This window comes from Amycolatopsis sp. NPDC049868 (genome assembly GCF_044461365.1).
Taxonomy (GTDB): domain Bacteria; phylum Actinomycetota; class Actinomycetes; order Mycobacteriales; family Pseudonocardiaceae; genus Amycolatopsis.
Genome location: NZ_JBITKV010000016.1, coordinates 17,379 through 30,730 on the forward strand (window position 1 = coordinate 17,379; position 13,352 = coordinate 30,730).

The following is a 13,352-nucleotide window of genomic DNA, read 5'->3' on the forward strand; positions in this document are numbered from 1 at the left end:
CACTTCGACCGTACTGTATTCAGTTAGGCATGACGGACTTCGATGTGAACCGCGCTCGCGCCGAAACCCCGGGCTGCGCGGAGGTGGTCCACTTCAACAACGCCGGATCGTCGCTGCCGCCCGCGCGAGTGACCGACACAGTCGTCGATTACCTGCGCGAAGAGGCTCTGATCGGCGGATACGAGCAGGCCGCGGCGACCGTGGAGCGGATGAACGGCGTGTACGCCTCGGCCGCCCGTCTCGTCGGCGCCGACCCCGCCGACATCGCCCTGACCGACAACGCGACCCGCTCCTGGCAGGCGATCTTCTACGCGCTGCCGTTCGCCGCCGGAGACCGGATCCTGACGGCGAAATCCGAGTACGCGAGCAACGTCATCTCCTTCCTGCAGATCGCGAAGCGCACCGGCGCCATCGTCGAGGTGGTCGACAACGACGAGTCCGGGCAACTGGACGTCGAAGACCTCGAACGCCGCGTCGACGGCGACGTCAAGCTGATCGCCGTCTCCCACGTGCCGACCCAGGGCGGGCTGGTGAACCCGGCCGAGGAGATCGGCGCGGTGGCCAGGGCGGCCGGGATCCCGTTCCTGCTGGACGCGTGCCAGAGCGCCGGCCAGATCGACCTCGACGTCGCGCGCTTGAACTGCGACGCGCTCAGCGTGACCGGCCGCAAGTACCTGCGCGGGCCGCGGGGTACCGGATTCCTCTACGCGCACCCGCGGCTGCGTGAACGCGTCGAGCCCGCGATGCTCGATCTTCATTCGGCGGCGTGGACGGCGCCCGAAAGCTACGAAGTCGATCCGACGGCGAAGATGTTCGAGGTCTGGGAACGCGATCACGCCGCCCTGCACGGTCTCGGCGCGGCGATCGATTACGCCCTCGAATGGGGCTTGCCCGCCATCGAAGCCCGCGTCGCCGCGCTCGCGGCGAAACTGCGTGACGCGCTCCGCGAGATCCCCGGCGTCCGTGTCCACGACCAGGGCGTGCGACAGTGCGGGATCGTCACGTTCAGCGTGGCGAAAACGCCGTCACAGGAAGTGAAACAGCGTCTGGCCGCGGCGAAGATCAACGTCAGTGTCACCGAGGCGACGTCCGCCCAGTTCGACTTCGCCGAGCGCGGGCTGCCTCCGCTGGTCCGGTCTTCGGTGCACTACTTCAACACCGAAGACGACCTTGCCCTCCTCGTCGGCGAAGTCGGGAAACTGGCCTAACGGCGGGACAACAGCGACTCGGACGGCGGGGCGTACGGCAGCCCCGTCGTCTTCGCGCGCTTGCCGATCACCAACGCCTCCCCCAGCAGACTGACGCCGATCGACAGCGTCACCGGCCGCGCGTCGGGATGCGCCCCCGCCGCGGTGGCCAGGAAACCGATCCCGAAGTTCACCAGCAGCGACAGCACCCACACGCCGAACGTCCAGCCGGTGTAGCGCAGCCACAGCACGCCGTCGCGCTCGAAAAGTTTCGTGGTGGTGGCACGTACCGCGCCGAGACCGCAGCCGGCCGCGGACCCCAGCGCCAGCCAGAGACCGTCGGTGAAGGTGAAGATCTCCAGTTTGACCAAGCCGTAGACGCCGATCCCGAGCAGGACCACCGGCGCCCCGAACACCTCCCGGGCCACCAGTGGCTCCCCGCGCAGCCTGCGCACGATGAGCACGATCACCGCGGCGACCACCAGCGCGATCAGCAACCAGGTCCTCATGAACTCCCCCTTTGTGGCATGACTGTGCCAAATAAAATAGCAAGGTCGTGCTATAAAGACAACGTGCCCAAGATCGTCGATCCGGAAGCCCGCCGCCTGGAGATAGCCGAAGCCGTCTTCCGGGTGATCCAGCGGGACGGCCTCGCGCAGGCATCGCTCAGAAGCGTGGCCGAGGAGGCCGGCCTCGCGATCGGTTCGGTGCGGCACTACTTCGGCGGCCACGACGAGCTGATCGTGTTCGCCATGCGCGCGCTCGGCGACCGGCTGGAGGCCCGCTTGGCCGGACATATCCCCGTGCTGCTCGACCCCGCCACACCACGCTCACGGCGACGGGAAGTCACCGAGGCCTTCCTCTGCGAACTGCTTCCCCTCACCGAGCAGACCCGGGCCGAAGCCGACGTCTGGCTGGCGTTCTCGGCCGCCGCGAAGAACCGGCCCGACCTCGCCGAGGAGGCCACCCGCATGCACGAGGGGGTCCGCTTCCTCGTCCGCCGGGTACTCGACGGCGCGAACGAGGCGGGCGGCCTCCTCGGCGACCTCGACCTGGCCGTCGAGACCGAGCGGCTCGCCGCGCTGCTGGACGGTCTCGCGTTGTCCGCGGGCCGGACCTCGCCGGAGCTGATGCGCACGGTGCTCAGACGGCACCTGGATTCCCTGAGGCGCCCGGGATGAGCACCTTCTACGAAGTCGCCGCCCAGGACCCCGGCCGCGTCGCGGTGATCGACGTCGACGGCCGGGAGACCACCTTCGGCGAACTTTCGGCGCGGGCGAACCAGCTGACCCACGCCTTGCGGGCGCTCGGCCTCGGCGAAGGCGACGGCGTCGTCGCGATCATCCACAATGGACTCACCTACTACGAGCTCTTGCTGGCGACCCTTCAGGCGGGGATGTACTTCACGCCGGTGAACCACCGGTCCTCGCCTGCCGAGATCGCCTACATCGCGGCCGACAGCGGCGCCAAGGTCGCCGTCGCGGACGCGGACATCGCGGCCACGTGCACCGCGGAACTGGACGGCCTGCACCGGTTTTCGCGCGGCGAGACGCCCGGCTGGGCCGAGTACGCGGCCTGGGGAACGGGCCTGCCCACGACCACGCCGGAGCGGCGGACCGCCGGGCAGACGATGCTCTACACCTCCGGGACCACGGGGCGCCCCAAAGGCGTCCGGCGCGCCCTTTCCGGGCGGCCGCCCGCGCTGCACCCGATCCACGCGCACACCCTCGGACGCCTGGATGTCCGGCCGGGGCACGGCGTGCACCTCGTCGCCTGCCCGCTCTACCACGCGGCGCCCGGGATGTTCTCCACCGCGAGCCTGCACCTCGGGCACACACTCGTGCTGATGGACCGGTTCGACGCCGGGGAAACGCTGCGGCTCACCGAGAAGCACCGCGTGACGAGCACACATCTGGTGCCGACGATGTTCCACCGCATGCTCCGGCTGCCCGAGGACGTGCGTGCGCGCCATGACCTGTCGAGCCTGACCTCGGTGATCCACGGCGCCGCGCCGTGCCCTCGGGAGATCAAGGAGCGGATGCTCGCTTGGCTCGGACCGGTGGTGCACGAGTACTACGGCGCGTCCGAGGGCCTGATCGCGGCCGTGCACGCGCGCGAATGGCTCGCCGAACCGGGTACAGTCGGCAAACCCTTGGACGGCGTGCGGGTCGAGGTTCGCGACGACGACGGCCGCGAACTCGCCGCGGGCGAGGCCGGGATGCTCTACTTCAGTTCCGCGCACACGAAATTCGACTATCACGGCGATCCTGACAAGACGGCCGCCGCGCGCTCCGGGGAGTTCGTCACCGTCGGGGACGTCGGTTATCTCGACGCCGCGGGACGGGTGTTCCTGTGCGACCGGCGGACGGATCTCATCCTTTCCGGTGGCGTGAACATCTACCCCGCCGAGATCGAGGCGCGGCTGCTGAGCCATCCCGACGTCGCGGACGTCGCGGTGATCGGGGAGCCGGATCCCGAATGGGGGCAACGGGTCGTCGCCGTCGTGCAGCCGGCCGAGGGCATCACCGGGGATTCCGCGCTGGCGAAACGACTCGAAGAGCACTGCCGGGCCGAACTCGCCGGGTTCAAGACGCCGCGCCGGTTCGACTTCCGGGACCGGTTGCCGAGGACGGAGAGCGGCAAGATGCTGCGCCGGACGCTTCGGGCGGAATGAACGGCCCTTTCGGGCAGGGCCGATCGCGGTACGGTTCGCCCATGCGCCTGCGGTCCGTGACCACGCTGCTCGCCACACTCGTTCTCGCGCTCGCCGTCCCCGCGACGGCCGAGGCGACTCCCGGGTCCGGAGTGACCGGGACGATCTTCGAGCAGAGGACGGTCGGGAACACCGACTACGTGTTGCGCGAGGTCGTCATCCAGCCCGGCGGCTACACCGGCTGGCACTACCACGACGGAAAGCTGTACGCGTACGTCAAGGCAGGCACTCTGACGCACAACTCGGCCGACTGCGGACTCGATGGCCTGTACCGGAAGGGCGCCGTCTTCACGGAGCCGAGCGATACTGTCCACATCGGACGGAACCTCGGGACGACACCGGTGGTCCTGGAGGTGCTCTACGTGCTACCGCACGGGAGCCCGCTCTCGCAGGACGCGCCGAATCCGGGTTGCCCGTTCTAGGTCGTGTCCTGTGAGTCTGTTCGATGGGCTTCGTGATCCAGGTGGTTCCTGACGGTGCGGGCGGATCGGCCTCGTACCGGGTTGTACTCGGCCGCATCCGCCCGTGCCGTCAGGGAGTGCCTGGGCGCGAAGACCGCGAACAAGACTTGCAGGACTCGGCCTAGGCACCGAACCAGCCGGCGACGTCGAGGCGGAAGCCGTCCGCGGGCGCCATCGTGCGGAGGTCGGCTTCGAGCGCTCGGACCCTGTCGGTACCCAGCGTGTCGGCCCATTCCTTGCGTAACTCCTCGAAGATCGCCGCCGACCGGCCGAGTGAGTCGAAGCCGCGGCCGGTGAGCCGCACGACCTTGCGCCGCGCGTCGGCCGGGTCGTCGACGCGCGCGACGTAGCCGAGCTGCTCCAGCTTGTCGACGGTCTTGCCGGCCGCCTGCTTGCTGACCCCGAGCCGCCGCCCGATCTCGCTCGCCGTCGCGCCTTCGCGGCCGATCGCCTGCATGGCGAAGCCGTACGCCGGGCGGACGTCGGGATGCCCCTGCTCGGCGAGTTCGGCGTGCAGCCGGTCGATGATCGAGCGGAAGCCCGCGAACAGCAGGAGCGGCAGCTCGAAGCCGGGGGTTTCGCGAACTCGCTTGCCAGATTCGACAACCTGGTTTACCTTTTCGTCAACCACGTTGACCATCTTAAGGGGAAACCTTGTTCACCGATCACACCGTCGAAACCGCGCCCGAGGCCTCGCGTCGCTCCATGGAAGCGACCATCCGGAAGTTCGGGCACCTCCCCACCGCCGTCGCCCGGCAGGCGTCGTCACCCGAACTGCTCGACGGATTCCTGAAACTCAGCGCGAGCTTCGAGCGGACGACACTCGACCCCCTCGCGCGGGAAACGGTCGTGATGACCGTGGCGACCCGCAACGGCTGCGAGGTGTGCGTCGAGATCCACACCGGCAGACTGAAGGATCATCACGCGGACGACGACGTCATCGCGGCGCTCCGCTCGCAGCAGCCGGTTCCCGACGAGCGGCTGGAAGCCGTCCGGCAGTTCACGTTGGCGGTGCTCGAAACCGCGGGCGGCGTCGACGACGAGACCCTGCGGACCTTCTTCGGGCACGGATACACCGAACGGAACGCCCTCGAAGTCGTCATGGGCATCGGGGCCTACACGATGTCGACCCTGGCGAACAGGCTCATCCGGGCCTAGTCGCTCACTGTGATCGCCCCTCGCGGCCCGGATCACTCCAATGGCCGCCGATCTTGATGTATCTGGGCAGTCCCGACCGTCTCCTGTCTTGTGCAGCCGAAAGTTCGCCACCCGCGGCGCGGCGCACCGGCGGTCTGGCCTGCCGAGGGGGCAGACCAGACCGCCGAAACCGAAAACGTTCCACAGGTGTTGGGGGTGCGTGAAGGCCTCTTTCCCGCGGCTTAGCCGGGGAAGGAGGCCTTCACGTGTCTTGAGTGCATTTAGCCGACTAAATGCGTCAGGGAGGGCGGTCAGGGGGCGGGATCGCGGTGCACCGGCAACCACAGCAGTCACGGCAGGCTGCGCGTGAAGGCCCCCTTCCCCAAGTACATGAAGGCCCCCTTCCTTGCGTCTAGCGCAAGGAAAGAGGCCTTCACGTGTCCGGAGCGCATTCAGCCGACTAAATGCATCAGGCTTCGAGTGCCCAGCGCACGTACCGCATCGTCGGCACGAAGCCCGCCTTCTCGAACACCCCGAACGCCCCGGACGGATCCGCCGAGTCCACGTTCAAACTCGCGCGGTCGTAGCCGTGCTCGGCGGCGGCCCGCAGCGCGTGCCCCATCAGCGCGCTCGCGACACCACGCCGCCGGTGCTCCCGAAGCGTCCCGATCGCCATGAAGTGCGCGTCGCGGACGCCGGTGGCCTCCGTGTCCGCCTCCCACCACATGGTCACCAGCATTCCGACCGCGGAGCCCGCCTCCCGAAGCAGGAAGCTGACCTCGGGCCGGAAGGTCTGGTTGGTGATCTTGTTCCGCCAGAGATCGGCGGGCATCGGTACCGCACCCCAGTAGTCCCGGTACGCCGCGTTCCGGACCGCCCGGAAATCCTGGTCGTTCCGCTCGGACCACGGCTCGACCGTGAACCCGCCGGGGATCGCAGGACCGTTCAAGGCGCCGAGCGCGTGCTCCATCCGCTGGAAGTAGCGCACCGGCGCGAACCCCCGTGACCGGACGAGTTCGGCCAGCCCGGCGATGCGCTCCGGCCGGTTGACGTCCACCACGAGCTTCGCGTCAGGGTGGTGCAGCGCGTGCACTACCTTGGCCGCCGCCACGCCCGCGTCGACGAGCGCGCCGCCGATCCCCCGGCGGCGATACCCGGGATGAACTCCCCCGTCGAGGAAGACCCGATGGATCTTCTCCGCGGATGGCTTGAAGCGGATCTTCATGTAGCCGGCCATCACGTCGCCGTCGAAAGCGGCGAGGCTTGCCCGTTCCAGGTCCGCGTACGGGTCGACCAACTCCTGGAGAGTGTCCTCCGCCGTGTAGTTCTCGCCGATCTCGTCGACGGTCTCCATCGCGTTGAGGAGATCGGCCGACGCCTTGGCGTCTTGCGGGGCGAGGGGCCGCCACGTGAGGTCGTGCATCCGGCTCAAGGTAGTGCCGCGCGAGCAGGGTGTCGCCGGGTTTTCGGTGGGCGCAGTAGGGATCGAACCTACGACCGCTCGGGTGTAAACCGAGTGCTCTCCCGCTGAGCTATGCGCCCGGGAGGTGGCACCCGCGCGCGGGTGCCACCGTGAAGACTCAGGCCAGCGAGGCCACGGCCTTCTTCCACGCCTGCTGGTCGCGCGCCTCGCCCGGCTGGTTGACCTCGGCGAACCGGACGACGCCGTCCTTGTCGATCAGGAAGGTGCCACGGGTGGCCAGGCCGGCCGCCTCGTTGAAGACGCCGTAGGCCTTCGCGACCTCACCGTGCGGCCAGAAGTCCGAAAGCAGCGGGAACTGGTAGCCCTCCTGCTCGGCCCAAGCCTTGAGCGAGAACGGGGTGTCCACGGACACGCCGATGACCTGGACGCCCTGGCCGTCGTAATCCGCGAACTCGTCGCGGAGCTGGCACAGCTCACCGGTGCAGATGCCGCTGAACGCGAACGGGTAGAACACGAGCAGGACCGGCTTGTCGCCCTTGAAGGACGACAGCGTCACGGACTGCTTGTTGTAGTCGTTGAGCGTGAAGTCCGGGGCTTGCGATCCGACCTCGACGGCCATACCGGCGGTTTCCTCTCAAGAGCGAACAGGGGCCTGCGACGACAACCCTATCGTGTCGTTCGCGCGGCTCCCGAAGTCACCGCTTGGTCTTCGACGACTTCGGCGAAACCAGCCGCGTGCCCGCCCACTTGGGGCCGGCACTGATGTTGGCCGTCTGCGCCAGTCCGACCTGCGGCACCGCCTCGGCGATGTCACTCGGCTCGACATGCCCGGGCTGACCCGTCTTCGGGGTCAGCACCCAGATCACGCCATTCTCGTTCAGGGGAGTCCGGACCTCGATCAGCGTGTCACCGAGATCACCGTCGTCTTCGCGCCACCACAGCAGCACCACGTCGATGACCTCGTCGGCGTCCTCGTCGAGGATGTCGCCGCCGATCTGTTCCTCGATCGCCGCACGAAGGTCGTCGTCGACGTCCTCGTCCCAGCCGATCTCCTGGACCACCATGTCCGGCTTGATCCCGAGCCTTTCGGCGACGCTGCTCTGATCAGCGTCTCCCGCGGCGACCACTGCTGTCACTCCTCCAACTACGACGGAGCGTGGTGTCGCGTCGGCCTGATCGACCGGGCGGGCACCACACTCGGGTACACGATGCCCGTTAGCGAACACTGGTGAAGCGTTCCGCGCAACCGTCCACACCGGATCTTGAACAACTCGTGTCGCGGCGTACGGACATTCAGCCCACTCTCAGGGGGTCGATTCGGGCGCGCCTGGGCACCTCCGAACGGCCTGCTTTAGGGTGGGAGAGAAAACGCGCGCGCGAGTACAGGCGCGTGCGAGGCGTGTCGCAATCGGGTCCGCGAACGTTACCGATCAGTAGCGGTGACGCGAACGGAACCGGAGGACGACGATGGACGGCGAACACGCCCGCGTACGAGCACAACCAGCTACCACCTTTCGCAAGGAGACCCCTTGGCCCCGCAGAACGACGGCGCCTCCGGCAAGGAGACCCCGGCACGCGTCCGCGTCATCCGTGACGGATTGGCGGCGCACCTGCCCGACATCGACCCGGAGGAGACCGCCGAATGGCTGGACTCCTTCGACGAGGCGCTGGCCAGGGGTGGTCAGCAGCGCGCCAGGTACCTGATGCTGCGCATCCTCGAGCGGGCCAGGGAGCGCCACGTCGGCGTCCCGGCGCTGACGTCGACGGACTACGTCAACACCATCCCCACCGAGAACGAACCCTGGTTCCCCGGTGACGAGGAGATCGAGCGCCGGTACCGCGCCTACATCCGGTGGAACGCCGCGATCATGGTGCACCGCGCGCAGCGTCCCGGCGTCGGCGTCGGCGGGCACATCTCGACCTACGGCTCGTCCGCGGCGCTGTACGAAGTGGGCTTCAACCACTTCTTCCGCGGCAAGGACCACTCGGGCGGCGGCGACCAGATCTTCATCCAGGGGCACGCCTCCCCCGGCATCTACGCCCGCGCGTTCCTCGAGGGCAGGCTGTCCGAGAACCAGCTGGACGGCTTCCGCCAGGAGTTCTCGCACGCCGGCGAAGGCGGCGGCCTGCCGTCGTACCCGCACCCGCGGCTGATGCCGGAGTTCTGGGAGAACCCGACAGTGTCCATGGGCCTCGGCCCGATGAACGCGATCTACCAGGCGCGATTCAACCGCTACCTGCGCGATCGCGGTATCAAGGACACCAGCGACCAGCACGTCTGGGCGTTCCTCGGCGACGGCGAGATGGACGAGCCGGAATCGCGCGGCCTCATCCATGTGGCCGCCGGCGAGGGCCTCGACAACCTGACCTTCGTGATCAACTGCAACCTGCAGCGGCTCGACGGCCCGGTGCGCGGCAACGGCAAGATCATCCAGGAGCTGGAGTCGTACTTCCGCGGCGCCGGCTGGAACGTCATCAAGGTCATCTGGGGCCGCGAGTGGGACTCGCTGCTGCACGCGGACCGCGACGGCGCGCTGGTCAACCTGATGAACACCACGCCGGACGGCGATTTCCAGACCTACAAGGCCAACGACGGCGCCTTCGTCCGCGAGCACTTCTTCGGCCGCGACCCGCGGACCAAGGAACTGGTCAAGGACCTCACCGACGCCGACGTCTGGAACCTCAAGCGCGGCGGGCACGACTACCGCAAGGTCTACGCGGCCTACAAGTCGTCGCTGGAGCACCATGGCCAGCCGACGGTGATCCTGGCCCACACCATCAAGGGTTACGGCCTCGGACCGTCCTTCGAGGGCCGCAACGCCACGCACCAGATGAAGAAGCTCACCCTCGACGATCTCAAGCTGTTCCGGGACGCCCAGCGCATCCCGATCAGCGACGAGGAGCTCGAGCGCGACCCGAAGCTGCCGCCGTACTACCACCCCGGCAAGGAATCGCCGGAGATCGAGTACATGATCGGCCGCCGCAAGGCGCTCGGCGGGTTCCTGCCGGAGCGCCGCACGAAGGCCTCGAAGGCCCTCGTGCTGCCCGGAGACAAGGTCTACGAAGGCATCCGCAAGGGCTCGGGCAAGCAGGAGGTCGCCACCACGATGGCGTTCGTCCGGCTCGTCCGCGAGCTGGCGAAGGACTCCGAGATCGGCAAGCGGATCGTCCCGATCATCCCGGACGAGGCGCGCACCTTCGGTCTCGACTCGATGTTCCCGACGGCCAAGATCTACAACCCGCACGGCCAGACGTACACGTCGGTCGACGCGAGCCTGATGCTGGCCTACAAGGAGTCCGAAAAGGGCGTCATCCTGCACGAGGGCATCAACGAGGCGGGCTCGACCGCGTCGTTCACCGCCGTCGGCACCTCGTACGCCACGCACGGCGAGCCGATGATCCCGATCTACATCTTCTACTCGATGTTCGGGTTCCAGCGGACCGGTGACGGCCTCTACGCGGCGGCGGACCAGATGGCCCGCGGGTTCGTGCTCGGCGCCACCGCCGGCCGCACCACGCTGACCGGTGAGGGCCTGCAGCACGCCGACGGGCACTCGCTGCTGCTGGCGGCGACCAACCCGGCCGTCGTGGCCTACGACGCGGCGTGGTCGTTCGAGATCGCCCACATCGTGCGGGACGGTCTTCGCCGGATGTACGGCGAGACCGGGCCGGACGGCAACGGCGAGAACATCTTCTACTACATGACGATCTACAACGAGCCCTACCAGCAGCCCGCCGAGCCCGAGAACCTCGACGTCGACGGCCTGCTCAAGGGTCTCTACAAGTACGCGGACGCCCCGTCGGGCGACGGCCCGGAGGCGCAGATCCTGGTCTCCGGCGTCACCATGCCGGACGCGCTGCGGGCGCAGCAGATGCTGGCCGAGGAGTGGGGCGTACGCGCGGCCGTGTGGTCGGCGACGTCGTGGACCGAGCTGCGGCGCGAGGCCGTCGAGGTCGACCACGACAACCTGCTCCACCCGGGCGACTCCCCGCGTGTGCCGTACATCACGCAGAAGCTGTCCGGCGCGAACGGGCCGGTCGTCGCGGTCTCGGACTGGATGCGGGCCGTGCCGGACCTCATCCGTCCGTGGGTGCCGAACGACATGCTGACGCTGGGCACCGACGGGTTCGGGTTCTCCGACACCCGCCCCGCCGCCCGGCGGAAGTTCCTGGTCGACGCCCAGTCGATCGTGGTCGGCACGCTGAGCGCGCTGGCCAAGCGTGGCGAGATCGACCAGTCGAAGGCGGCGGAGGCGGCGCGCAAGTACCGCCTCGACGACGTCGCCGCCGCGGGTCCGCAGTTGTCGGACTCCGGCAGCGCCTAGCGATGCCATGAACGGTCCGTTCCTTGCGAAATTTGCAAGGAACGGACCGTTCATTGCGTTCGGGACCGGACGAGCTAGGGTGAGACATCGGATGTTTGCGGTACAGCAGGGAAGGGTGAGCGAGTGTGACCAAGCGTCGACTGCCGAAGCCGAGTGAGCTGAAGCAGATCCTGCGGCCGAAGCCGATCGTGCTCAACCCGACCGACCGGCGACTGGCGGGCGCGCACACGATCGCCGACCTGCGGATGCTCGCCCGCAAGCGGACGCCACGGGCGGCGTTCGACTACACCGACGGCGCCGCGGAGCTGGAAGACAGCCTCCGCCGCGCCCGGCAGGCCTTCCGCAGCGTGGAATTCCACCCGAACGTTCTGCGCGGCGTGTCCGATGTGGACACCGGCAAGGAGATCCTCGGCAAGCGTTCGGAGCTGCCGTTCGCGTTCGCGCCGACCGGGTTCACGCGGATGATGAATCACGAGGGCGAGTCCGCGGTGGCCCGCGTCGCGCAGCGCAACGGCATCCCGATGGGGCTGTCGACAATGGCGACGACGTCCATCGAAGACCTCGCCGCGGCCGCCCCGGAGGCCCGCAAGTGGTTCCAGCTCTACGTCTGGCGTGACCACAAGGCGGGCGAAGATCTGATGAATCGCGCCTGGGCCGCCGGCTTCGACACGCTCATGCTGACGGTGGACACCCCGGTCGCGGGCGCGCGGCTGCGCGACGTCCGCAACGGGTTGACCATCCCGCCCGCACTCACCCTCAAGACGTTCGTCGACGGCGCGATGCATCCGGCGTGGTGGTTCAACCTGCTGACCACCGAGCCGCTGACGTTCGCGTCGCTGAGCCAGTTCGACGGCACGGTCGCCGAGCTGCTCAACCAGCTCTTCGACCCGACCCTGAACTTCGACGACCTCGACTGGGTCCGCCAGACCTGGCCGGGCAAGCTCGTGGTCAAGGGGATCCAGAACGTCGACGACGCGCGCGACGTGGTCAAGCACGGCGCCGACGCGGTGCTGCTGTCCAACCACGGCGGCCGCCAGCTCGACCGCGCGCCGACGCCGATCGAACTGCTGCCCGCGGTGCTCGACGAGATCCAGGGCGACGCGGAGGTGTGGGTCGACACCGGCATCCTGTCCGGCGGCGACATCGTGGCCGCGATCGCGCGCGGCGCGGACGCGGTGCTCATCGGGCGCGCGTTCCTCTACGGCCTGATGGCCGGGGGCGAGCGCGGCGTTCAGCGGTGCGTGGACATCCTGCGCTCCGAGATGACCCGGACGATGCAGCTGCTGGGTGTCCGCACCCTCGCCGACCTGAAGCCGTCGCACGCCACCATGCGCTAGACCGCGGCCGAGACGCCGGACGGCGCGGTGCTGACCTGCTTCGCCGTCCGGTTCCAGCTCCACCAGCCGTGCACGACCAGCCCGGCGAACACGATGTACACCGCCGCCGAGAAGTACAGGCCCGAGGACAGCTGCAGCGGTACGCCGATCGCGTCGACGACCAGCCACACCAGCCAGAACTCGACGAGACCCGCGCCCTGCGCGGCGAAGGCCACCAGCGTGCCGACGAAGATCGCGGCGTCCGGCCACGGCGCCCACGAGGCGTCCAGCGCGTCGAGGACCAGCGCCATCGCGGTGGTGCCGATCGCGAACGCGCCGATCATCGCCAGGCGCTCACCGAGGCGGCCCTTGCGGACGACGACGCCGTAGACCGGGTCGCTGCGGCGGGACCAGGCCCACCAGCCGTAGATCGAGATGGCGAGGATCGCGACCTGCCTGGTCGCGAGCCCGCCGAGATGTGCGGAGACATAGACCGAGAACAGCAGCACGGTGGCGCCGACCTGGACCGGCCACGTCCACAACGTGCGGCGTTGCGCCAGGAAGACCACGGCGAGCGCGAAGATCTGCCCCGCCAGCTCGGCGAAGGAGATCGATTGTCCGAGCACCGTGACACCGTTGTGCAGCAGGAAGTCCACGTCCGCACCCCTCTCCGTCTACCGCTCCAACATGCTCCGTCCCGGCCCCATTCCCTAGGGAGTGTGAGGTGCGGAACAGGCGGGCGGCTCGAAGGATGCCGAGGAGACGCGAAAGGGGCCCTCCACCGCGTGTT

At 68.5% G+C, this 13,352-nt stretch carries 13 protein-coding genes and 1 tRNA gene; 7 read left to right on the forward strand and 7 right to left on the reverse strand.

Annotation, left to right across the window (positions count from 1 at the left end):
* Positions 1–29: 29 nt before the first annotated feature.
* Positions 30–1,208, forward strand: coding sequence for an aminotransferase class V-fold PLP-dependent enzyme (locus ACIBTM_RS40245; RefSeq protein WP_395882393.1), 1,179 nt, complete (start codon positions 30–32; stop codon positions 1,206–1,208).
* On the opposite strand, the gene ACIBTM_RS40250 is transcribed toward ACIBTM_RS40245, so the two are convergent.
* Positions 1,205–1,696, reverse strand: a complete 492-nt coding sequence (locus tag ACIBTM_RS40250; RefSeq protein ID WP_395882394.1) for a DUF1453 domain-containing protein — start codon at positions 1,694–1,696, stop codon at positions 1,205–1,207. The two genes, ACIBTM_RS40245 and ACIBTM_RS40250, sit on opposite strands and share 4 nt — an antisense overlap.
* A 63-nt stretch (positions 1,697–1,759) precedes the next feature.
* On the opposite strand from ACIBTM_RS40250, the gene ACIBTM_RS40255 reads away from it, so the two are divergent.
* From ACIBTM_RS40255 to ACIBTM_RS40265, 3 genes are read left to right on the forward strand one after another with little or no spacing between them, the layout of a single operon-like run.
* Positions 1,760–2,368: a TetR/AcrR family transcriptional regulator gene (locus tag ACIBTM_RS40255; protein ID WP_395882395.1), complete on the forward strand. Its 609-nt coding sequence runs from the start codon at positions 1,760–1,762 to the stop codon at positions 2,366–2,368.
* Positions 2,365–3,861, forward strand: coding sequence for an AMP-binding protein (locus ACIBTM_RS40260; protein ID WP_395882396.1), 1,497 nt, complete (start codon positions 2,365–2,367; stop codon positions 3,859–3,861). The genes ACIBTM_RS40255 and ACIBTM_RS40260 overlap by 4 nt, the downstream gene beginning before the upstream one ends.
* 41 nt (positions 3,862–3,902) lie before the next feature.
* On the forward strand, positions 3,903–4,322 hold the full coding sequence (locus ACIBTM_RS40265) for a cupin domain-containing protein (RefSeq protein WP_240594137.1): 420 nt from the start codon (positions 3,903–3,905) through the stop codon (positions 4,320–4,322).
* A 160-nt stretch (positions 4,323–4,482) separates the two neighbouring features.
* Here the strand turns inward: ACIBTM_RS40265 and ACIBTM_RS40270 are convergent, their stop codons facing one another.
* A complete protein-coding gene (locus ACIBTM_RS40270) occupies positions 4,483–5,001 on the reverse strand; it encodes a MarR family winged helix-turn-helix transcriptional regulator (protein WP_395882397.1) in 519 nt (172 codons plus the stop codon).
* A 14-nt stretch (positions 5,002–5,015) separates the two neighbouring features.
* On the opposite strand from ACIBTM_RS40270, the gene ACIBTM_RS40275 reads away from it, so the two are divergent.
* Entirely contained in the window at positions 5,016–5,519 is a 504-nt protein-coding gene (locus ACIBTM_RS40275) for a carboxymuconolactone decarboxylase family protein (protein WP_395882398.1), read from the forward strand.
* A 448-nt stretch (positions 5,520–5,967) separates the two neighbouring features.
* Here the strand turns inward: ACIBTM_RS40275 and ACIBTM_RS40280 are convergent, their stop codons facing one another.
* The 4 genes from ACIBTM_RS40280 to ACIBTM_RS40295 all read right to left on the reverse strand — a co-directional run bounded on the left by ACIBTM_RS40280 (position 5,968) and on the right by ACIBTM_RS40295 (position 8,048).
* Entirely contained in the window at positions 5,968–6,921 is a 954-nt protein-coding gene (locus ACIBTM_RS40280; protein ID WP_395882399.1) for a GNAT family N-acetyltransferase, read from the reverse strand.
* Between the two features lie 47 nt (positions 6,922–6,968).
* A tRNA-Val gene (locus ACIBTM_RS40285) sits at positions 6,969–7,040 on the reverse strand.
* Positions 7,041–7,078: 38 nt separating this feature from the next.
* Complete coding sequence (locus tag ACIBTM_RS40290) at positions 7,079–7,540, reverse strand: peroxiredoxin (protein WP_016336116.1); 462 nt, start codon at positions 7,538–7,540, stop codon at positions 7,079–7,081.
* A 76-nt stretch (positions 7,541–7,616) separates the two neighbouring features.
* On the reverse strand, positions 7,617–8,048 hold the full coding sequence (locus ACIBTM_RS40295; RefSeq protein WP_016336117.1) for a DUF3052 domain-containing protein: 432 nt from the start codon (positions 8,046–8,048) through the stop codon (positions 7,617–7,619).
* A gap of 402 nt (positions 8,049–8,450) precedes the next feature.
* Here ACIBTM_RS40295 and aceE point away from each other — a divergent pair, with 402 nt between their 5' ends.
* Both aceE and ACIBTM_RS40305 read left to right on the forward strand, forming a co-directional pair.
* Positions 8,451–11,246, forward strand: a complete 2,796-nt coding sequence (aceE, locus tag ACIBTM_RS40300; RefSeq protein ID WP_395882400.1) for a pyruvate dehydrogenase (acetyl-transferring), homodimeric type — start codon at positions 8,451–8,453, stop codon at positions 11,244–11,246.
* A gap of 125 nt (positions 11,247–11,371) precedes the next feature.
* Entirely contained in the window at positions 11,372–12,583 is a 1,212-nt protein-coding gene (locus ACIBTM_RS40305; protein WP_395882401.1) for an alpha-hydroxy-acid oxidizing protein, read from the forward strand.
* Here the strand turns inward: ACIBTM_RS40305 and ACIBTM_RS40310 are convergent.
* Complete coding sequence (locus ACIBTM_RS40310; protein ID WP_395882402.1) at positions 12,580–13,218, reverse strand: nicotinamide riboside transporter PnuC; 639 nt, start codon at positions 13,216–13,218, stop codon at positions 12,580–12,582. The genes ACIBTM_RS40305 and ACIBTM_RS40310 overlap by 4 nt on opposite strands.
* Positions 13,219–13,352 lie beyond the last annotated feature (134 nt).

Bases quoted from the DNA above. Each gene is read 5' to 3' on its own strand.
- ACIBTM_RS40245 (WP_395882393.1), top strand. From the start codon at position 30: ATGACGGACTTCGATGTGAACCGCGCTCGCGCCGAAACCCCGGGCTGC.
- ACIBTM_RS40250 (WP_395882394.1), bottom strand. From the start codon at position 1,696: ATGAGGACCTGGTTGCTGATCGCGCTGGTGGTCGCCGCGGTGATCGTG.
- ACIBTM_RS40260 (WP_395882396.1), top strand. From the start codon at position 2,365: ATGAGCACCTTCTACGAAGTCGCCGCCCAGGACCCCGGCCGCGTCGCG.
- ACIBTM_RS40265 (WP_240594137.1), top strand. From the start codon at position 3,903: ATGCGCCTGCGGTCCGTGACCACGCTGCTCGCCACACTCGTTCTCGCG.
- ACIBTM_RS40270 (WP_395882397.1), bottom strand. From the start codon at position 5,001: ATGGTCAACGTGGTTGACGAAAAGGTAAACCAGGTTGTCGAATCTGGC.
- ACIBTM_RS40280 (WP_395882399.1), bottom strand. From the start codon at position 6,921: ATGCACGACCTCACGTGGCGGCCCCTCGCCCCGCAAGACGCCAAGGCG.
- ACIBTM_RS40290 (WP_016336116.1), bottom strand. From the start codon at position 7,540: ATGGCCGTCGAGGTCGGATCGCAAGCCCCGGACTTCACGCTCAACGAC.